The sequence below is a fragment of the Rickettsia tillamookensis genome, from assembly GCF_016743795.2.
GTDB lineage: Bacteria > Pseudomonadota > Alphaproteobacteria > Rickettsiales > Rickettsiaceae > Rickettsia > Rickettsia tillamookensis.
In genome coordinates this window covers 231,960-252,251 of record NZ_CP060138.2, presented here as the reverse complement: position 1 = coordinate 252,251, position 20,292 = coordinate 231,960, and the positions used below count along the sequence as shown (strand labels likewise).

Here is a 20,292-nt window from a genome sequence, read left to right as displayed (position 1 = left end):
GTATTATGAGAAAGGAAATTTATCTAAAAAATTTTAATATTAATAACGATGAGGCTTTAAACAATTTTACTAAAAATCCATATAAATCTACTGTATTTTTAAAAAATTTTTTAGAAACAAAATATGTAAATTATACAAAAGAAATTAAAGATGCTGTAAATAATAATGCAGAAATTATACATATAAAAAATATCGATCAAAAAAATTATAATATAATGACTCCCTATGACGGTGAGGTACGGGTTAGCGAAATAGAAGAGCTAATTTATCATATGTATGGAGTAATAGGGATAATTGGTAGTTTTCCTGTATTATATAAAGATGAGGATAAGAATATTATTAGAGCAGTAGCACCAAAACGTAATTCTCATAATGAACGTAGCTCTCAATCGCCGTATAATGATTTAGATTGGCATGTAGATGCTGCATACCGTCCAATGACAGAGAAGAGTGATAACTTATCTCCTATAGTTGACTATTTAATTTTTGGGATTGTACATAAAGGACATGAGAATCTACCTATAGTATATATTAGCCTTAAAGATATATTAAATCAATTGAGCTACCAAGATATCTTAATCGGGTGTAGTAATGAATTTACAGTAACAAGTGCAGATTCTTTTTCATGTAAAATAGTGAGCAAGAATCTTCCTTTATTAATAGAACACGCTACCGGCTATTATAGCAGAATAAAAATGAATGCTATTCCTGAAACACCAAGAGCAGCAGGGTTTTTAAATAAAATTAGAGAAATCGTAGATCAAAAATCTATTCAAAACTATATATATGTTACTTCCGGTGATATTATTGTATTAAGCAATAAAACGGTTTTACATAAAAGAGATAGCTATAGTCCTAAATGGGATGGAAAAGACCGTTATTTTATTAGAATATATTCAGTGAAAGATATAAAGCAAGGTATATTAGCAAATTCTGCTCAACCTTGGATATGGGTATAGTAACCATAATACCAGACGGTTTTATGCAAATCACGTAAAAACGTCATTGCGTTCAGGCATTGTTGCGTGGATACTGAAAGTCGTCATTGCGAGGAAATTGTATAGCAATTGTACGTCTGCAATCTCAGGAGTTTGTTATTATTTCATGAGATTGCTACGCAAGTACTACGACTGCAGCTTTGTTGCATGGCTCGGTTTTTTTGTTGTCATCCCGTGATTTATTCACGGGATCCAGTTAAAAATACTAATAATATTAGTATTTTTAGTTGTTTTACTGGATACCGTGGACAAGCCACGGTATGACACTCAGCAGGTTTTCTGAGCCATGCAACAACGCCATAAAAATTTAGAATAGATTTTTATCCTAACTTGTAAAATATAAATAGAAACACTACCAAAATTTAGTGGTGAGAATTGAGAAGCTTTTTTATTTCTTTTTCCTTTTCTTTATTTCTTGTCTTAATGCTATTTCTTTCTTTTATAATTTTCAGTTTAGTTTTAAATGGAGCAAGAAATAAAGCAGTATAATATTCTGCATCAGAAGCATGCAAATTTCTATTAGCATCCACTGCTATCCAATCCAAAGCTCTTTTTCCTTTAAAATCTTTAATTTTTTGATCTGCTCCATATTCTAATAAAATACGAACAGGTTCAACATTAAGATATGATGCTGCATACATAAGGGAAGTCATCCCGGTTTTAGAATTTTGAACGTTAGGATTAACACCTAGTTTAAGCAAAAGTTTTATTAAATCAGGATTATTTCTTTCTGCGGCTAGCATCATTCCGGTAATACCGTTTTCATATCTTAAATTAGGACTCATTCCCTGATTAATTAAAAATTCAGCAATTTCCGACTTCATAAATCCTATATTTATATGGATTAAACTCATGGATGCACCACGCTTTAATAAAAAATCGGCAATTTTTATATTATTATTCGATATAGCATAATCTAGAGGAGTCCAACCCAAGCATGGTTGATTTACTCCGTACCCCTCGTCTAATATTTTTTTTACTTCATCAATATTATCTGCTTTAATAGCATCTGCTATCGGTGTAATTGGAGTTCCGACTTTTTGATCATACGTGGCACCATTCACATATATCTTTTCAGTCTTAAACTCAAGTTTACATTCCATAGCATGAATAGAAGGAATAATAAAAATAATTATAAACTTTAAAATTACTTGAATAATTTTCATATAATCAGCCTAGGGACTATGTAGCTATGTAGCATTAAACCTTTATCGGTAAGATAGATATTTTTATCTAATTTAATTAAGTCTTGGCTTTGATAATGCTGCAGGTTATTCATGTCTAAAATATCCACTAATTTTGCGTTTATTTTCTTCTCTAATGTGGCAATATTTATGCCTTTGCTAAGACGTAAACCCATCATTAGTATTTCTTCAATGATTTCTTTATTTGTTAACTTAGTATTAGTTTGAATACCAACATTTTTTGTGTTAATCGAGTCTAACCATTTTTCAGGTTTATGCCACATCATAATTGCCGATACTGAATTTGAAGTATCAATTATTCTACTATGAGCTCCGGGACCTATACCTAAATAATTATTATAATTCCAATAAGTCAAATTATGCAAACATTCCTGATTTGCTAGAGCATAATTAGATATCTCATATCTAAAATATTTTTTAGATTCTAGATAATGATTCGTCCATTCGTACATTTCAGCTGCCGCATCTGAATGCGGCAAAATCAGATTACCCTCCTTAAATAATTTATAAAAAGGTGTACCTTTTTCAATAGTCAATTGATAAAGAGAGATATGGCCATTTGCGAGCTGCATAGCTTGCTTTAATTCTTCTTGCCACTGTTTTAATTTCTGACCGCTACGTGCATATATTAAATCAAATGACACGCGTGGAAAAATTGTATTTGCCGCCTCAATTGTTTTAATGGCCTGCATACAATCATGAGTTCTGCCTAATTTTTTTAAATCGTCTTCTTTTAAGGATTGTATTCCAATTGAAACACGATTAATTCCGGCGGATTTGAATGCTTTAAACTTCTCAGTTTCAAAGGATGTGGGATTAGTTTCTAGAGTTATCTCGGTTTTATTATCAATAATTGCTAGATTACTGATTTTATTTATTATTCCTGCAACGACTACAGGATTCATTAAAGAGGGAGTACCGCCGCCAAAAAAAATGGATTTTATATATTTATTTTGAATAATATCCCTAAAATACTCAATTTCCGTTTCATAGGATTTAAGCCACTGATGATGATCTATAGTACTTACCACATGAGAATTAAAATCACAATATGGACATTTTGACAAACAAAACGGCCAATGAATATAAATACTTAAATCATTAGCCATAACTCTCATATTTTGTATTTTTGCTAGTGCTAGCTTAGATTCTGTGGACATTTCTAAAAAGATTTAATTTTGGTTATTTGCAGCTAGCAATTATAAGATTTTTTTGAAATATGAATAACTATTCCTACAAAAATCTTATTAATTTTTGCTAAAAAAGACCTCAAAATAGCAAATCAATTAGAAATGCCCACAAAACCTAGCATTTTCTTTGATTTTATTCAAGGTGTATGATAAAACACTATTCTAATTCAAAGAAAACTTTAAATAAAGCTTTTAATTTAATAGATATCATTAAAATTATGAAAAAAATTACCTGCTATTTTATAATTGTTTTATTAACTTTTTGTGTTCAAGCTATGGGAAACAATGATGAACAAATATATAACTCAAAAGACACTAAGTTTCTAGAGGAAGCTGAAGGAGCTGAAGCTCTAAAATGGGCAAAAGAGCGTACTGATAAAACAGAAAAGGCTTTCCAATCTATGCCTAGTTATAAGATACTTAAAAAAGAAATAGAATCTATATTATATGACCAAAGAAAAACCCCTTATGGTATTATCCGTAAAGGATATGTATATAATTTTTGGATGGATGATAAAAATCCGCAAGGATTATGGCGTAGGACATTAGTTGAGAATTACTCGAAAGACAAACCAAATTGGGAAGTTCTAATCGATTTTGATAAATTATCCAAAAAACTCGGTAAAAAAGTAATGTATCGAGGTGGAAGTGATTGTTTTCAAAACCCTAATCGCTTCTTAATTGCCATGTCATTTGGCGGTAAGGATGAGATGTTTTTTAGAGAATGGGATTTAGAGAAAAAAGATTTTGTAAAAAATGGATTTGAACCAAAAACTAGCGATGGAAAATTGTTAGAAGGTAAATTTACCTACCCTACTTGGGTTGACCAAAATACTATTATATTTAATCCAGTTTTGCATAAAGAGGAAGTTACTGACTCTTTATATCCTAACTCGCTCTACATATGGAAGCGAGGAGAACCTATAGAGAAAGCCAAAAAACTATTTGAAATACCAAAGAATTATATACGTGTATCAGCCGGTAAGCTTTTATCCGATAATATTTCTTCATCTTTAATATTTATATCTGCAGATAAGGATTTTTATAATTACGATAATTATATTTTAGATACTAAAGATGAGGACTTAAAATTACAAAAAATAAATATGCCATCAGATGCAACACCTGAAGGTTCTTTTAAAGAATATGTATTTTGGCGGCTGCGTTCCGATTGGAAATTTAAAAATAGTAATATAAAAGCAGGTTCGCTTATTGCCATACACTACGCTGATCTTCTAAAAGAAGATAACGATAAAACTAGCTTAAAAATATTATTTACCCCAACAGAGAGAGAAGTATTTTATTTTGTAGGGATGACTAAAGATACAGTATTTTTAACTAGCTATGAGAATGTTATTTCAAAAGTAGTAACATTTACATTAGAAAATAATGAATGGACAAAACCGGTAACTTTAAAACTGCCTTATGAAAATGCAATTTTTGGTATGTTGTCTGATGATGAGGAAGAAGACGCATTAATTACTATAGAAAATTCTATAGTTCCTCCAACTATCTATTTATGGGATAAAACTCATGAATTAAAAGTTATTAGAAAGCCTTTATATCCGTTTGATAGCAAAAATTATGTTGTAGAGCAAAAGGAAGCAACAAGTTCGGATGGAGTTAAAATACCATATTTTATTGTCTATAAAAAAGGTACAAAATTTGATGGTAAAAACCCAACATTACTTGAAGCATATGGCGGTTTTCAAGTAATTAACTCTCCATATTTCTCTCGTGTGGAAAATGAAGTATGGGTTAAACATGGTGGAGTTAATGTTCTTGCTAATATCAGAGGTGGTGGAGAGTTTGGTCCTGAGTGGCATAAGGCGGCTCAAGGAATAAAACGTCAAACCGGCTTTAATGATTTTATTGCAGTAGCAGAGGATTTAATAAAGCAAAATATTACTAGACCTGAGTATTTAGGAATTAAAGGAGGAAGTAACGGCGGGTTGCTAGTAAGTGTTGCAATGACGCAGCGTCCCGATTTATTTGGAGCTATAGCATGCGAAGTACCGATACTTGATATGGTACGCTATAAAGAATTCGGAGCAGGACATTCATGGGTAACTGAATATGGAGATCCGGAAAATCCAAATGATTTAGTACATATTAAAAAATATGCACCTTTAGAAAATTTATCTTTAACTCAAAAATATCCTACTATTTTAATTACCGGCTCAGTGCTTGATCAGCGTGTACATCCATGGCATGCACGTATTTTTGAGTATGCACTTGAGCAAAATTCAAACATTACAACTTATTTCTTAGAGAGTAATGATAGCGGACACGGTAGCGGCAGTGACTTAAAAGATAGTGCTAATTATTTTATCAATATCTATACATTTTTTGCAAATGCTTTGAAATTAAAAATTAATTAAATTTAGCTCACCTGCGTGGAGCAGTTTTCGTCATTGCGAGAAGAATTATGTAGTAATTCGACGAAGCAATCTCAGGAGTTTGTTATTATTTTACGAGATTGCCACGTCGCTTCGCTCCGGCGTTGTTGCATGGCTCGGAAAACCTGCTGAGTGTCATACCGTGGCTTGTCCACGGTATCCAGTAAAACAACTAAAAGTACTAATATTATTAGTATTTTTAACTGGATCCCGTGAATAAATCACGGGATAACAACAAAAAAACCGAGCTATGCAACAAAGCCCTTCGCTCCTCGCAATGACGACTCAGTATCCACGCAACAACGTCTATTTACTACTACGAAAACAACTTCCCAATTCCGCTACGTAATAGATTTTTAGGATTCATTTTACTTGCTTTTTTCATCATCTCGTTTATTTGCTTATATTGCTTTAGCAAAATATTTACCTTTTGTACCGTAGTCCCTGCTCCAGCAGCTATACGTTTTCTACGAGAAGCATTAATGATGTCAGGATTCTTACGTTCTTTCAGCGTCATAGATAAAATAATTGCTTCTTGATGTTCAATTATTTTACTATTTAATTTTGATTGATCTATTTGATCCATAATTTTACCGCTACCCGGTAACATGCTAAGTATGCTTCCAAAACCTCCCATTTTTTTTATACTTCTCATTTGCTGAAGATAATCATTTAAATCAAACTTACCTTTTTTTAATTTAGCTGCCGTTTTTTCAGCTTCTTCTCTATCAACAATACTAGCTGCTTTTTCAACAAAAGAGATAATATCACCCATATCAAGTATTCGAGAAGCTAAACGTTCAGCATCGAATTCTTCTAAATCAGTTAGTTTTTCACCGCTACTTAAAAATTTAATCGGCTTTTTAGTAATATATTTTACACTGAGTGCTGCACCGCCCTTGGAATCGCCATCAATTCTCGATAAAATTAATCCTGAAATCTCTAACTTTTCATTAAAGCTACTTGCTGTAACTACCGCATCCTGCCCTGTCATACTATCAATTACTAACAAAGTTTCCGTAGGCTCTACTATCTTTTTTATTGCAAGAGCTTCCTCCATCATCTCTTTATCAATTTGTGTACGACCTGCCGTATCATAAATTACGACGTCATAAGCAGAAATTTTAGCCTCGGCAATAGCTCTTTTGACAATGTCCAAAGGTTTCTCACCTTGCACAATAGGTAATGAATTAATCTGTACTGAGTTTGCAAGTATAGCAAGTTGCTCTTGTGCGGCCGGTCTGTAAGTATCTAGAGAAACAAGTAAAACTTTTTTATTTTGATTCTTAAGACGTAAGGCAAGCTTACTACTAGCCGTAGTTTTACCGCTGCCTTGCAGTCCTACCATTAATAAATTTACGGGCGGTTTGGCATTTAAATTTAGCTTCGTATCGCTTTCGCTTGAAGTTAAGAGATTTATCATCTCTTCATGGATAATTTTAATTATCATCTGCCCCGGTGAAACAGACTTAATAACCTCATGCCCTAAAGCTTTTTGTTTAACTTCTGCTATAAAATCTTTTATCACCGGTAATGCAACATCCGACTCTAAAAGAGCCACTCTTATATCCCGCATAGCGGTGTCTATTTGAGCTTCCGTTAAAATCCCTGAGCTGACTAATTTATCAAAAATCTTCGTTAAATTTTGTGTTAAAGTTTTAAACATGCAAATAATTTAATTTATAAAGTTCTAATATATTTTGCTCAATATGTTTTAGCAACAATATATTTTATGGTTTTATGTAGGCGTTGTTGCATGGATCGATTTTCCGTTGTCATCCTGCGACTTGATCGCAGGATCCAGTTAAAAATACTAAAATTATTAGTATTTCAAGTTGTTTTTATGGATCTCGCGGTCAAGCGAACTAAGTGACACAACGGGTTTTACCTATCCATGCAATAACGCCTTTTATGGATAACGTGGAAAGGAACGTAGTGATATCGTGTTAATTACTAAAAAACTCATTTACCACTAATATATAACTTATTTTTAAGTCTAAATCATAATCAACGGTATTATATATTAACTTTTTTATGTCGGTAAATTTTTGTATTAAATAGGAAGGATGCTTATTTGCCAGTCTATCAAAAATCTTGTTTTCTAAATCTAGAAGCTCAATATTAACGTTAGCAGATTTTTTAAGAATTCTATTCAATAATAATAATAAATTATCAATAAAATCTAGCCATAATTCTCGGTCTTTAGTAGTAAAACGATTAATAAAATCTAACGTTTCATTATTTGCTATCGGCTGAATAAATTGAAGATATAGTTCATTTATAGAATGAGGTTGAGATGAGTTAGCATTAATTTTAAAGCATCTTGATCTAATTGTAGATATAATACTTGCAGCTCTTGAAGTAATTAAAAAAATGTAACTATTCTTTGGTGCATCTTCAAGAATTTTTAAGCATGAATTCGCCGCATTTAAATTCATAAGATCAGCCGCATAAATTACGACAACTTTATAACCTGAAATTGCAGAAGTTTTACTTAAGAAATCTTGTAATTTTCTTATTTGTTCAATAGAAATATTTTTAGCATTAGATGTAGCCGAAGTTTCCCTAGCGATGAAATGATAATCAGGATTGTTTTCAAGAGGAATGCTATTCTTAAAAAGCTTACTATATATAAAATCTTCTAAATCTTTTAAAGCTTGCTCTATATTTTCGGCTTCGATAAGCCAACTATTATATAGCTTATTATGTTTTAAGTTAAACTCTAGGCGTTCAATTATCATAAGTGGTTTATGCGTGGTTTCTCGTCATTGCGAGAAAATTGCATAGCAATTGACGAAGCAATCTCAGGAGTTTGTTACTATTTCATGAGATTGCCACGTCGCTTCGCTCCTCGCAATGACGATTTTGATCAACGTCACATCATTTATTAATTAATTACAAGCTTCTTTCATTTTTCTTCCAGCTCTAAAGATAGGTTGATTGTAAGCATCTATTTTCATTTTTGCTCCGGTTTTTGGGTTACGGCCCTCACGTGCTTTTCTATGATGTATTTCAAATGAACCGAAACCTGTTATATTAATATTATGGTGGCTCTTTATAGCACTAATCACACTATCAAGAACTAAATTAAGTGCTTTCTCAGCATCAGCTTTTGTTAATGTTTTATGTGAAGCATGTTTATGATTATGACCATGGTCGGTCATAAATGCTATAAATTCGGTTTTATTCATTTTTTTTGGTTCTTTTTTGTTATGTGTACTCATAATAAAATCAACTCTCCTTTAATGGGTTAATATGTATTGATGTTTTTTTATAAAACAATATATACAACTGGCAATAATATACATCAATATATTTTTTATGTGAGTTAATTATAACAAACTACCCACATACTGCAAATGCCAGTTATTTACAAAGTTTAAAATATATACGTTATTATATTAATTTATAGAAAAACGTAGCCATTTTACATCAGTTATACTGTTAAAACTATCTTAATCAAGTAATTAAAGTGAAAATTTAGCATTAAAACCCTAATTTATTGTCAATAGTAAATTACAAAAGCTAATTTTCTACTTTATAAAAAATTATAAGTTTTTTAATAAAAAACAATATATACTTAATTTATATAATAAGTTAGAAACCATCTTTCACTTTGTTATATAGAATATTTCTAACCGAATAGCAGATTTATGTAATAATTCTCTACTCACATTAAATTTAGAATAAAATTTTTAAAGAAAAATATATTAAATCCAATGTTATTGTCTGAAATTTGTATTAAACGCCCTGTCTTTGCTACAGTTTTGAGTTTGGTTATCGTAGCTCTTGGAGCAATTTTTTTTACCAAACTACAAATTAGAGGAACTCCGGATATTTCAGTTCCCATTATAAATGTCGAAGCTCATTATGCAGGTGCCGATGCTTTATATATGGAAAAAGAAATAACGACGCGTATAGAAAAAGCTTTAAAGACGGTTAAAAATTTAGATTATATAACTTCTCAAAGTTCTACAGGTGAAAGTAGTATTACTTTATCATTTTTACTATCTACCGATATTGAAGTAGCATTAAACGATGTTCGTTCTAAAATATCGGATATCACTTATATGTTCCCGCAAGATATGAAAGCCCCATCAATTGCAAAACTTGATGCCGATAGTTTCCCAAGCCTCTTCATAAGTGTTGAAAGTGATCAATATAGCGATTTGGAATTAACAAAGATCGTCGAAGATAATCTACAAACACCCTTAGATAAACTTGAAAGCGTAGGACAATCACAAATTTACGGCGGTCGGGAATATATAATGAGAATAGAACCCGATTCCAAAAAATTATATCAACATAAAATTTCTTTATTGGAGATTGAATCTGCAATAAAAGAGCAAAATAAAGATTATCCCGCAGGTACGATTAAAACAAAAAGTAATAATTTTATAGTCACTCTCGAAGGTTCTTTATCTACACCGGAAGAATTCGGTAATATTATTCTAAAAGTACAAAACGGAGGTATCATAAAATTACGAGATATAGCAAAAATATCTTTAACTTCTCCCGATTAGGACATAATTTTCAGATATAACGGCAAAAGCTCCATTGCTCTTGGTCTTATAAAAGAATCAAAAGCTAATGTCATAGATTTATCAAATGAAGTAACTAAAGAGCTAGAAAGAATTAAAGAATCCATGCCCAAAGGAATAAGCATGGGTATCGCATATGATGGAGCAACACCTGTAAAAGCATCAATTTATGCGGTATTTCAAACAATTTTTGAAGCTTTAATATTAGTAGTTTTAGTCACTTATTTATTTCTTGCTTCTGCTAAAATCACCTTAATTCCGTTTGTGACGATTCCGGTATCGTTGATCGGTACTTTTAGCATAATGTATGCTTTTGGATTTTCTATTAATATATTTACGCTCCTTGCTATGATACTTGCTATAGGTCTAGTCGTCGATGATGCGATAGTTATGCTTGAAAACATTTTTAGATATAATGAAATGGGACATAAACCCATGGAAGCAGCTTTACTTGCTTCTAAAGAAATCGGCTTTGCAATCATTGCTATGACTATTACGCTTGCTGCCGTATTTTTACCCGTCGGTTTTATAGAGGGTTTTATTGGGAAATTATTTATTGAATTTGCTTGGACTTTAGCATTTTGCGTTTTGTTCTCAGGATTTGTTGCTTTAACTTTAACTCCTATGATGTCAAGTCGTATGGTTATAAAACATAATACGGACTTACCGAAATTCTTAGTAAAGTTTAACGACATTCTACAATTTATTCAAAATAAATATATTTACTATCTAAAGCTAACTTTTGACAATAAAAAGAAATTTATCATCATTATTGCATCATCTTTTATAGTGCTGATTATTAGTTTTAAATTTACTCAAAAAATTTTCGTACCCCAAGAAGATGACGGATTTTTACAAGTTTCTCTTAAAGGACCTGAAGGTTCTAGTTTAGAATCTTCTACTAAAGTAGTGAAAGAAGCCGAAAAAATCCTTGCTAATTATAAAGATATATTAGGTTATCTGATGGTAATAGGTGCAGGCGGTAGTGATAATGTTTTTGGATTCATTCCGTTAAAAGATTGGGGTGAGCGTTCTCGTTCTCAAGAAATCATTAAGAATATGTTAAATAAACAGTTTTCCGAAATACCGGGCATGTCGATTTTCGCTATGGATCCACGTTCAATGGTTAGCGGGAATGCAAGTAGCCCTATCGAGTTTACTATTCAAACGAACCTTGAATATGATGATTTAGATAAAATATCACAACAATTTATTGATATAATGAAAACAAATCCTATTTTCTTAAACGTCAATAGAAATTTACAATCGGCAATGCCGACTATAAGTATAGAAGTCAACCGTGATAAGGCTTATTTATACGGAATGGATTTGGCAAATATAGGCAAAACGGTACAATATTTACTTGCAGGTCAACAAATCGGGGATTTTAGAATGGGTAATGATTTATATGATGTTATATTGCAATTTAATCAAAAAGATCGAAAAGATATTAGCGATTTTAGTAAAATTTTAATCAGAGCAAAAAATAATAATATGTTACCGCTCGAATCGATAGCCAATATTACAGAAAAAATATCAGTAAAATCATATAGTCATTATAATAATTCAAAATCCGTTACTATTTCTTCCGATCTTGCTCCTGACGGAAAAATTAACGATGCAATTAATGAAATCAATAAAATAGCCGCTAAGTTACTTGACCCTAGTAATACTATAATTGAATATATCGGCGAAATTAAACAAATGAGAGAGGCAGACAGTAATATGCTTATAACATTTTTATTTGCTCTTGTATTTATCTATTTAGTGCTTGCAGCTCAATTTGAAAGCTTTACTGATCCTTTATTAATATTACTCGCCGTGCCTTTCTCCATAACCGGCGGTGTACTTGCTCTCTGGCTTGCCGGTAATAGCCTTAACATGTATAGTAATATCGGACTTATTACTTTAATTGGATTAATTACTAAGAATTCTATTATGATAGTAGAATTTGCTAATCAGCTAAGAGAAAAAGGAGTAAAGGTTCAAGAAGCTATAATAGAATCCTCAAAACTTCGCTTGCGTCCAATTCTTATGACTACCCTTGCTGCTGTAGTCGGAGCTTTACCTCTAGTCTTTGCAGATGGAGCCGGTGCTGCTGCTCGTAATTCTATAGGCTTTGTAATAGTTGGAGGATTAAGCATCGGTACTATATTTACAATTTTTGTTATACCTGTAATATATCAAACTTTTAAGAAGGATTAATAAATTATAGAATTATAAAATTTAGTAGACATATAGCTCAAAATGAGAAATGATTATTTTACGTTTAACTAAAAGGAGCTTAAATATGTTAATAAATACTTCTAATAATCCGCTTATTACTACTATACATTTATTATCTTCTATAGGTGCTATAAATTGGGGCTTAGTCGGATTATTTAATTTTAATTTAGTCACACTTTTATTTGGCTCATTTCCAATTATTGTTACAATACTTTATATAATTATAGGCTTTTGTGGTGTATATTCTTTCCTTTGTTTAGGTAAGCTATTTTGTAAACCCGGAATAGAAAAGGCGAAGTAACTTTATCTTTTTGTCATTGCAAGCAGACATTATTGCGTGGATCAATTTTCTCGTCATTGCGAGAAGAATTACGTAGTAATTCGACGAAGCAATCTCGTGCCAAATTCCTGAGATTGCCACGTCGATGCTACGCATCTCCTCGCAATGACGGCTCAGGTATTCACACGGGCAATACCTACTCGCAATGACGACTTAACAACCTCACTTGTGCTATAGCAGTTATTGCTGCTGTTTCAGCACGTAATATATTACTTCCTAAACTTATAGATTTTGTATTCTTATATGAGGCAAGAAGTACCAGCTCATCATTAGTAAAGCCTCCCTCCGGTCCTACAATAATAGTTATATCACTATTACTAAGTGATGATAAAATTCGTAATATAGAATTTTCTTCTTTTTCATGTTCATTAGCATATAACATCAAATTATTATTCTCTTTAAGGTAATCTTGTATTGTGATAGCTTTTTCAATTATCGGGGGAGTAAGACGTTCTGATTGCTCTGTTGCCTCAATAACACATTTCGTTAAACGTTCGATATTTACCGTTCTAAATTGACACCGCCTAGTAATTAACGGAATAATTTTAGTTATACCGAGTTGCGTAGCCATATTTATTGCAAGCATTAATTTATCTTGCTTTATTATAGCAACAGCAAGAGTTAACGCAGATTCTGTATACGGCTTTTTTAACTGTTCTTTAAGCCTAACCGATAGGTTATGCTTACCTATATCGGTAATTTGTGCTAAAAATTCTCCATCCGTACCGTTAAAGATACGCAAACCATCATTTACTTTAAGACGTAGCACCGTTTTAACATAATGAATATGATCACCTGCTAATTCTATCTTGATATTTTCAGCTAAATGACTATTAATATAGATACGATTATATTTCATATATACTCGATGAACTTGAAAAATTGGCTGTGTCGTCTTTGTAAGTCCTCGAATGCTCACGTACTTTTGTACGCTCCGCTCCTCGGCTTACAGACTCCTTGCTCTTTTCCAAGTTGATCTTCGTATATCAACTCTTCACTTCGCAGGAGTGTTAATTATGGACGATAAAAAAGATAATAATATATTAGAAGAAGAAAATTTACAGCTAAATTCACAAAGCTTCAGACAGGATGAATTTAAGAGTAAGTCTACGGGGCGTACTTACGTCCGTGAGTACAGACTTAACTCAAAAAATTCGCCTGTATCAAACTTTGTGAATGACGCTGTACCAAAAGAAATCGGCGGTGTTAAAGGACTAGAACCGACAAGATACGGCGATTGGCAACATAAAGGTAAAGTAACTGACTTCTGATGGCCTTTTTCCAAGAAACTAAAATTTTACCTTATAAACCACAAGAATTGTTTGATTTGGTGTGGGATGTAGAGTCTTATCCTAAATTCTTGCCTTGGTGTTCTGCTTCTAGAATCATTTCAGAAAATAATCAAGAGGTTATTGCTGAATTAGTAATTCAGTTAAAAGGCTTTTCAGAAAAATATAACTCACGAGTTACAAGCGAAATAACGTATGATGGAATATATTTGATTAATACATTAGCTATTTCAGGACCTTTTGAATATTTAAAAAGTACTTGGCAATTTGTTCCATGCACGGCAGGAACTGAATTAAAATTCTTTATTAGTTTTAAAATGAAGTCCTTAATACTGGATAAATTAATTGGTACTTATTTTACCAAAGCAACCGAAAAAATGATTATAGCTTTTGAAAAGAGAGCTAAAGAGACTGTTAAGAAATATTAATATTAATGCTTGACATTTGTTAATAAATACCGTATTTTATGGTAACTTAGATATAAATAGGTTGAAAAACATATGGAAAATTTTGAATTTGTGAATAAAGCAGAAATTCCTACAAATGCTATAAATCATAAGGAATTTGCCCATTTAGGAGTAAATCTTGCGTACAAGACAGATGATACAAATCGATACCTTGCAGAAGCATTAACGACAGATGGTAATCATTTAGTAGGTAGTGGATTTGAAATACTTGCTGCTTCTTGTGATAATTCAAATACAGCTCAATATGGTTATAAAGCTGTTGCATTTATAAATAAGGAAACTAAAGTCGTTCATATTTCTAGTGCCGGCACAAAAGCAGATATGAATGACGTATGGGATGATGCACTTATCACTTTCCATTATGCTCCTAATAAACTAAAAACGGCTCAAAAATTTGTTGATGAAGTAATTGAAAAAATAGGCGGTATTGAGAAAGCTGCAGAATATATTTTTGAGACTAGCGGTCATTCACTTGGAGCAATAGTTGCGGATTTAACCGGCGTAGAATTACATTCTCGTAATTTAAATTTTAATAAATCTGTAACCTTTGACAGCCCAGGTTCACAAGAAGTAATTAAATACGCTATAAATCAGGATTTATTTACCGGAAAAGTACTAACTCCGCTAGAAGAGTTAGCTAAACATTCCGAGGTATATAATGCAAAACCTAATATTATTAATACTACTAATAATCATGCCGGTAAAATAAACTTAGTTCTACCGAAAGTAAATAATATCGAGAAATCAGAATCATCAAAAGCAGAAGGATGGGGAACATATTTATATAATATGGCTGGCTCTGCCGCTTACAAAGCTGCAGAATATCTAGGTATTAATAAAATGGTTGAAGGATTAAACAATCATAAGCTAAAGAATTTTGCTGATTTAAAAGGTAATGCTGTTTTACCTATAGCCGATTGGAAAGAACAAATATTAGAAAATAACGAAGATACTCAAAAACTTAAAGCTATTCCATCTAGCGGCAAGGACGTATATTTACTAGATACCACTAGAATTACTGATGATGAATATACTAGTATGGTTGGAGTAGATGTATTCCATTGGGCATATAATGATTTGCAACAATCTTGTGCTATGGAAGTTGAACAAATAGGCAATATAAATAATAATTTAATATCAATGATATGTTAGAGTATGTTGTTTTTGGTATTGCTAGACTAGCACGCAGTGGGGCTAATACTATTTCAGACATAGTAGAAACTTGTAAAAACACTATTGATACTATTTCAAATACAACTCCGGAAGTAATAGAAGCACCTAACTTAGAGTCAAAAGATATTGAAGACGAATGGGTAGAAGTATCTCTAATAGGAAAGTAAATTTTTATACTTTAATTACAATCTAAATTACCATCAATTATTGATAAATAGCTGATGGTTTTTTACTTTAAGCCACTCTATAAATTTTTAATTTACTGTGTCTTACAGAATATTTTAAAACAGATTCATATTCTATATCTTAATAAACATTAACTAATTAGTTGACTTTTATTTCAAATTACCATAAAATATGGTCACAAGTTAAAAAAGAGGTAGATATGTCTAAGCACAAAAATTCTAAACATATTAGCACTAAAAAACTTGCTTATATAGGGTTAGACCTCGCATATAAAACAGATGATTTAAATGTTTATAATCTAGAAGCATCAAAGGTCAATGAACAATTAACAGATAGCGGCTGGGAAATACTGACTGCTTCATGTGATTATGTCAACACTGCTAAATATGGTTATAAAGCTGTTGCATTTATAAATAAAGAAACTAAAGAAGTTCATATTGCTAGTGCCGGTACAAAATTCAATATATATGATTTACTAGACGACTTACTTATCGCTCTTCATTATTTACCTACTAAACTAACTCCACTTCAGGAATTTGTTAATGAAGTAATTAACAAATTAGGCGGCTTAAGTAAAGCCACAGAATATATTTTTAATACTAGCGGTCATTCACTTGGAGCAATAACTGCAGATTTAACTTCAGTAGAAATACATTCTCGCAACTTACATTTTAATAAATCTACAACTTTTGACAGCCCTGGCTCAAAACCAATAATTGAAAGAGGCATAGAAAAAAATTTATTTACCGGAAAAGTAACAACTCCAATAGAAGAGCTAGCTACCCATTCTAAGATATATAATGCAAAACATAATCTTATTAATATTACTAATAAGCATTTGGGAAAAACAACAATGGTTCTTCCTGGTAAAAAAACAGGACTATCACAATCAGAAGAATGGGCATCATATTTATATAATTTTGCCAAGCAAAAAGCTACAAAATATCTAGGAATTAATGGAATAGTCGAAGGCTTTGAGGAAATAATAGCCGGAATCAGTAAACATGGACTTGTTAATTTTTCTGATTTAAAACAGAATATTACTTTAACCATAGATGATTGGGAAGCAGGAACACAAAAATATGCTAAAAATACTCTAAACTTAAAAACTAATTTATATAATCAAATAGTTGAAACTGAAACCGGAGCTAATTTAGTTGGGATATATAATAATTTTCAAAGCTGCAATCAAGAATACACTCAGGAAGTCAAAACAACAGGAGATATAAGTAATTATCATCTATGTCCTCTAGTATGTTAAAGGCGAAAACCATCTTTCGCCTTTCATATTGATTATTTCTTATTTAGAGCAACTAAATAGATTTCCGTAGATTCGCTACGGCTGGATGAAGGTTTAAAATGTTTCACCGTTCTAAATTCACGCTTCACTTTATTTAATAATTCATTTTCTGCACCGCCACGAAAAATTTTAGCAATAAAATGACCTGAGGGCTTTAGTACTTTTAAAGCAAATTCAAAAGCTTGTTCACATAAAAGTAAGGTTCTTATATGGTCTGTAGCTTTATGACCTATGGTATTTGATGCCATATCACTCATTACTATATCAGCTTTACCGTCTAAAGCCTGAATAATTAATTCTTCCGTATTTTCTTTAAAAAAGTCTTTTTGAAAAAACTCAACTCCGGCAATAGGTTCGATTTCTAACAAATCGATAGAGATTATTTTATTATTTAAGCTATTATCTGAAGCTTTAATAAGCTTGGAAGCTACTTGACTCCACCCCCCAGGAGCTGCTCCTAGATCAACAATTTTCATGTTAGAATTAAAAAGTTTAAATTTTTCATGGATTTCAAGTAGTTTATATGCAGCTCTCGACCTAAAGCCTTCTATACGTGCTTTTGCAACATACGGATCGTTTAATTGGCGTCTAAGCCAATTACTAGAAGAGACGGTACGTTTTTTAGAAGTCTTAACTCTAACGAATTTATTTCTATAACCGCTTAAATTATTTGTCATAAAATCTTTTATACTTTAAATAAATGAAGAATAAGCAGACGAAGTTTAATTTGGAAAAGAGCAAGGAGTCCATAAGACGAGGAGCGGAGCGTATACTTAATACGTGGCTACCTGCGTACTTATAGGACAACTTACAGCGTATTTCAGAAAGCTTCAGACAAGATGAATTTAAAGGTAAGCCTGCGCAGCGTAGATATACTACGTGAGCACAGGCGAATCCTGCAAAATTCGCTTGTATCAAGCTTTCTGAAATACGCTGTAGCCAATTTTTCAAATTAAACGAGTATGCTCTTTGGCTATTGTGTCTAATACGGAATTAACAAAACCAATTTCATTCTCATTTAACATATCATTTGCTATGTCCGTATATTCGTTGATTACTACTTTAGCAGGAGTAGTAGGGCAAAATAATAGCTCACATATACTAACCCGCAATAAAGCTCGGAGTAAGATCGGCATATGTGCAGGATCTTTATCATTTGTTAAATGATTGTCGATAATTTCGTCTAGTTTATTAATATTTTCAAATACTGACTTTACCAGCATTTTAAAATGACTTATACTTAGTGATATTTTTAAATTCTCAGGTGAATCTGTTATAGAATTATTATTTTGATAAAAAGAAAGTACATTCTGCATGATATCATCCATATCGTCGTTATTTTGCAATATGTTTTGATAAATAGCTTGCACTGCTGCAATACGTGCAATCGACTTTTTATTAATTTTATTTGAACTCATAGAGAAAAGAAATTTAAAATTTAATTTTTGTTATTGCGAGTGAGTATTACGTTCAGGGTCATACCGTGGCTTGACCACGGTATCCAGAAAAAAAAATAAAAAAGACTGGATCCCGCGATCAAGTCGCGGGATGACATTAAGAAACTCAAACCCTACAACAATATCACTCGCAACAACGAAACGATATCTATAATCTTGCAATTTATACCTTAAAATAACTTATTAGTAAACTTATAAAAAATATGAAAATGCGTAGACGAAGTTTTATTTGGAAAAGAGCAAGGCACTTTGAAGCTTATAACCGCAGCGTATATATAATACGTGAGGATTATAAGCGAGAAGTAACGCCGCCAATTTTTCAAATAAAACGAGTATAATTTATGCTTTCTATAATCGGATTTATTATAACTATCAGTATCTTGGTATTTATCCATGAATTTGGGCATTATTGTATTGCTAGATATTTTAATGTAAAAGTTGAAGAATTCTCGATAGGTTTCGGTAAAGAACTAATAGGCATTACCGATACAAGAGGAGTTAGGTGGAAGATTTGTCTTATACCGCTTGGCGGTTATGTCAAGATTTACGGCTATGATCGCAGCCTTATGGATAAGACTAAAGAAGTTGACGAAAAAGTAGCTTTTTATGCTAAATCTTGTTTAGAACGTTTTTTAATAGTTGCGGCAGGACCGCTCATTAATTATTTACTTGCCGTAATAATATTTGCAGGTTTTTATTGTTACTTTGGAAAAACAGAGATTCCTCCTATAATAGGTGATGTGGTAGCTTCATCACCGGCAGAGAGAGCAGACTTAAGAGAAGGAGATAAAATTGTTAAGGTTAACGATAAATCTGTTAAAGATTTCGGGGACGTACAGAGAGAGATATTAATTAACGGCTTTAGCTCTTCTACTTTAACTATAGAAAGAAAAAGTGAAGAATTTACCGTTAATATAATGCCTCAAGAAATAATTATATCGCCTCCCGAAGAAAAGAAAGTTAAGAAAACTCTTCGCATCGGTATTATAGCTAAAAATGAACCTATTCATACTAAAATAGGAATTTTAAGAGGATTTTGGGAAGCTATTAATACTACTATAGATATGTCTGCTTTAACTCTAAAAGCAATATCGCAAATGATTGTAGGAAAACGTTCATTCGATGAGATAGGAGGACCGGTAGCTATTGCTAAAGAGTCAGGAAAATCTATAGCTGGTGGAACCCAAATGTATCTATTATTTATAGCAATGCTTTCCGTTAATTTAGGGTTACTTAACTTACTACCTATACCGGTGCTTGACGGCGGACATTTAGTATTTATATTATATGAAGCAATTACAGGTAAATTACCGAATCCTAAAACTAAAAATATTTTATTACAATTAGGAACGGCAATAATAATTTTTCTTATTATAATCTCTATTTCCAACGATATACAAAATTTATTTTCCTAAATTATAGATTTGCTTGCTCTCGTTTATATTATCTACTATAGTGGAGTACATTAATTACGTTTAAATGCACCTGTCATCCCGTGGTAGTGGTACGTGGATCGGAAAA

16 protein-coding genes and 5 pseudogenes are annotated in these 20,292 nt (G+C 31.9%); 11 read left to right on the top strand and 10 right to left on the bottom strand.

Features of this window, described 5'->3' with window-relative positions:
- Positions 1–5 precede the first annotated feature (5 nt).
- Complete coding sequence (locus H6P87_RS01185; RefSeq protein WP_246437987.1) at positions 6–959, top strand: Fe(II)-2OG oxygenase family protein; 954 nt, start codon at positions 6–8, stop codon at positions 957–959.
- A gap of 644 nt (positions 960–1,603) precedes the next feature.
- Here the strand turns inward: H6P87_RS01185 and H6P87_RS07220 are convergent.
- The 3 genes and pseudogenes from H6P87_RS07220 to hemW form a co-directional block, all read right to left on the bottom strand.
- Positions 1,604–1,885: pseudogene (locus H6P87_RS07220) on the bottom strand (ankyrin repeat domain-containing protein); the annotation flags it as partial.
- Positions 1,886–2,101 (bottom strand): annotated as a pseudogene (locus tag H6P87_RS07215) (hypothetical protein); the annotation flags it as partial.
- A 59-nt stretch (positions 2,102–2,160) separates the two neighbouring features.
- Positions 2,161–3,363, bottom strand: coding sequence for a radical SAM family heme chaperone HemW (gene hemW / locus H6P87_RS01175; protein ID WP_202069699.1), 1,203 nt, complete (start codon positions 3,361–3,363; stop codon positions 2,161–2,163).
- Between the two features lie 248 nt (positions 3,364–3,611).
- On the opposite strand from hemW, the gene H6P87_RS01170 reads away from it, so the two are divergent.
- On the top strand, positions 3,612–5,774 hold the full coding sequence (locus H6P87_RS01170; protein ID WP_202070051.1) for a prolyl oligopeptidase family serine peptidase: 2,163 nt from the start codon (positions 3,612–3,614) through the stop codon (positions 5,772–5,774).
- A 334-nt stretch (positions 5,775–6,108) separates the two neighbouring features.
- Here H6P87_RS01170 and ffh read toward each other — a convergent pair whose 3' ends face one another.
- From ffh to H6P87_RS01155, 3 genes are all read right to left on the bottom strand, one after another.
- The gene (ffh, locus tag H6P87_RS01165; RefSeq protein WP_202069698.1) at positions 6,109–7,458 is read right to left on the bottom strand and encodes a signal recognition particle protein; all 1,350 of its coding nucleotides are present in this window, start codon (positions 7,456–7,458) and stop codon (positions 6,109–6,111) included.
- A gap of 280 nt (positions 7,459–7,738) precedes the next feature.
- On the bottom strand, positions 7,739–8,533 hold the full coding sequence (locus tag H6P87_RS01160) for a DNA polymerase III subunit delta' (protein WP_202069697.1): 795 nt from the start codon (positions 8,531–8,533) through the stop codon (positions 7,739–7,741).
- A 150-nt stretch (positions 8,534–8,683) separates the two neighbouring features.
- Positions 8,684–9,016, bottom strand: a complete 333-nt coding sequence (locus H6P87_RS01155; RefSeq protein ID WP_202069696.1) for an HU family DNA-binding protein — start codon at positions 9,014–9,016, stop codon at positions 8,684–8,686.
- A 495-nt stretch (positions 9,017–9,511) separates the two neighbouring features.
- On the opposite strand from H6P87_RS01155, the pseudogene H6P87_RS01150 reads away from it, so the two are divergent.
- Both H6P87_RS01150 and H6P87_RS01145 read left to right on the top strand, forming a co-directional pair.
- Positions 9,512–12,538, top strand: a pseudogene (locus tag H6P87_RS01150) (efflux RND transporter permease subunit).
- An 85-nt stretch (positions 12,539–12,623) separates the two neighbouring features.
- Positions 12,624–12,860, top strand: coding sequence for a DUF378 domain-containing protein (locus tag H6P87_RS01145; RefSeq protein ID WP_040257031.1), 237 nt, complete (start codon positions 12,624–12,626; stop codon positions 12,858–12,860).
- A 175-nt stretch (positions 12,861–13,035) separates the two neighbouring features.
- On the opposite strand, the gene H6P87_RS01140 is transcribed toward H6P87_RS01145, so the two are convergent.
- Positions 13,036–13,758 (bottom strand): 16S rRNA (uracil(1498)-N(3))-methyltransferase, encoded by a 723-nt coding sequence (locus H6P87_RS01140; protein WP_202069695.1) that lies wholly within the window; start codon positions 13,756–13,758, stop codon positions 13,036–13,038.
- Positions 13,759–13,915: 157 nt separating this feature from the next.
- Between H6P87_RS01140 and H6P87_RS01130 the strand changes: the two genes are divergently transcribed.
- The 5 genes from H6P87_RS01130 (at position 13,916) to H6P87_RS01110 (ending at position 17,275) form a co-directional block, all read left to right on the top strand.
- The gene (locus tag H6P87_RS01130) at positions 13,916–14,170 is read left to right on the top strand and encodes a DUF1674 domain-containing protein (RefSeq protein ID WP_202069693.1); all 255 of its coding nucleotides are present in this window, start codon (positions 13,916–13,918) and stop codon (positions 14,168–14,170) included.
- Entirely contained in the window at positions 14,170–14,616 is a 447-nt protein-coding gene (locus H6P87_RS01125) for a type II toxin-antitoxin system RatA family toxin (RefSeq protein ID WP_202069692.1), read from the top strand. The genes H6P87_RS01130 and H6P87_RS01125 overlap by 1 nt, the downstream gene beginning before the upstream one ends.
- Positions 14,617–14,688: 72 nt before the next feature.
- Positions 14,689–15,807: a hypothetical protein gene (locus tag H6P87_RS01120; RefSeq protein WP_202069691.1), complete on the top strand. Its 1,119-nt coding sequence runs from the start codon at positions 14,689–14,691 to the stop codon at positions 15,805–15,807.
- Entirely contained in the window at positions 15,801–15,995 is a 195-nt protein-coding gene (locus H6P87_RS01115; RefSeq protein WP_041078988.1) for an RP165 family protein, read from the top strand. The genes H6P87_RS01120 and H6P87_RS01115 overlap by 7 nt, the downstream gene beginning before the upstream one ends.
- Positions 15,996–16,213: 218 nt before the next feature.
- Positions 16,214–17,275: a hypothetical protein gene (locus H6P87_RS01110; protein WP_202069690.1), complete on the top strand. Its 1,062-nt coding sequence runs from the start codon at positions 16,214–16,216 to the stop codon at positions 17,273–17,275.
- 32 nt (positions 17,276–17,307) lie between these two features.
- Here H6P87_RS01110 and H6P87_RS01105 read toward each other — a convergent pair whose 3' ends face one another.
- Positions 17,308–17,991: an RlmE family RNA methyltransferase gene (locus H6P87_RS01105; RefSeq protein WP_202069689.1), complete on the bottom strand. Its 684-nt coding sequence runs from the start codon at positions 17,989–17,991 to the stop codon at positions 17,308–17,310.
- A gap of 140 nt (positions 17,992–18,131) precedes the next feature.
- On the opposite strand from H6P87_RS01105, the pseudogene H6P87_RS07465 reads away from it, so the two are divergent.
- Positions 18,132–18,252, top strand: a pseudogene (locus H6P87_RS07465) (palindromic element RPE3 domain-containing protein); the annotation flags it as partial.
- Between the two features lie 9 nt (positions 18,253–18,261).
- Here H6P87_RS07465 and nusB read toward each other — a convergent pair.
- A complete protein-coding gene (gene nusB, locus H6P87_RS01100; RefSeq protein ID WP_202069686.1) occupies positions 18,262–18,732 on the bottom strand; it encodes a transcription antitermination factor NusB in 471 nt (156 codons plus the stop codon).
- 29 nt (positions 18,733–18,761) lie between these two features.
- A pseudogene (locus H6P87_RS07460) lies at positions 18,762–18,894 on the bottom strand (DUF4040 domain-containing protein); the annotation flags it as partial.
- Positions 18,895–19,112: 218 nt separating this feature from the next.
- Between H6P87_RS07460 and rseP the strand changes: the two are divergent.
- On the top strand, positions 19,113–20,186 hold the full coding sequence (gene rseP / locus H6P87_RS01095; RefSeq protein WP_202069684.1) for an RIP metalloprotease RseP: 1,074 nt from the start codon (positions 19,113–19,115) through the stop codon (positions 20,184–20,186).
- Positions 20,187–20,292: the final 106 nt, after the last annotated feature.

Bases quoted from the DNA above. Each gene is read 5' to 3' on its own strand.
- nusB (WP_202069686.1), bottom strand. From the start codon at position 18,732: ATGAGTTCAAATAAAATTAATAAAAAGTCGATTGCACGTATTGCAGCA.
- H6P87_RS01120 (WP_202069691.1), top strand. From the start codon at position 14,689: ATGGAAAATTTTGAATTTGTGAATAAAGCAGAAATTCCTACAAATGCT.
- ffh (WP_202069698.1), bottom strand. From the start codon at position 7,458: ATGTTTAAAACTTTAACACAAAATTTAACGAAGATTTTTGATAAATTA.
- H6P87_RS01105 (WP_202069689.1), bottom strand. From the start codon at position 17,991: ATGACAAATAATTTAAGCGGTTATAGAAATAAATTCGTTAGAGTTAAG.
- H6P87_RS01115 (WP_041078988.1), top strand. From the start codon at position 15,801: ATGTTAGAGTATGTTGTTTTTGGTATTGCTAGACTAGCACGCAGTGGG.
- H6P87_RS01170 (WP_202070051.1), top strand. From the start codon at position 3,612: ATGAAAAAAATTACCTGCTATTTTATAATTGTTTTATTAACTTTTTGT.
- H6P87_RS01160 (WP_202069697.1), bottom strand. From the start codon at position 8,533: ATGATAATTGAACGCCTAGAGTTTAACTTAAAACATAATAAGCTATAT.
- H6P87_RS01110 (WP_202069690.1), top strand. From the start codon at position 16,214: ATGTCTAAGCACAAAAATTCTAAACATATTAGCACTAAAAAACTTGCT.
- H6P87_RS01140 (WP_202069695.1), bottom strand. From the start codon at position 13,758: ATGAAATATAATCGTATCTATATTAATAGTCATTTAGCTGAAAATATC.
- H6P87_RS01185 (WP_246437987.1), top strand. From the start codon at position 6: ATGAGAAAGGAAATTTATCTAAAAAATTTTAATATTAATAACGATGAG.
- H6P87_RS01155 (WP_202069696.1), bottom strand. From the start codon at position 9,016: ATGAGTACACATAACAAAAAAGAACCAAAAAAAATGAATAAAACCGAA.
- rseP (WP_202069684.1), top strand. From the start codon at position 19,113: ATGCTTTCTATAATCGGATTTATTATAACTATCAGTATCTTGGTATTT.
- H6P87_RS01145 (WP_040257031.1), top strand. From the start codon at position 12,624: ATGTTAATAAATACTTCTAATAATCCGCTTATTACTACTATACATTTA.
- hemW (WP_202069699.1), bottom strand. From the start codon at position 3,363: ATGTCCACAGAATCTAAGCTAGCACTAGCAAAAATACAAAATATGAGA.
- H6P87_RS01130 (WP_202069693.1), top strand. From the start codon at position 13,916: ATGGACGATAAAAAAGATAATAATATATTAGAAGAAGAAAATTTACAG.
- H6P87_RS01125 (WP_202069692.1), top strand. From the start codon at position 14,170: ATGGCCTTTTTCCAAGAAACTAAAATTTTACCTTATAAACCACAAGAA.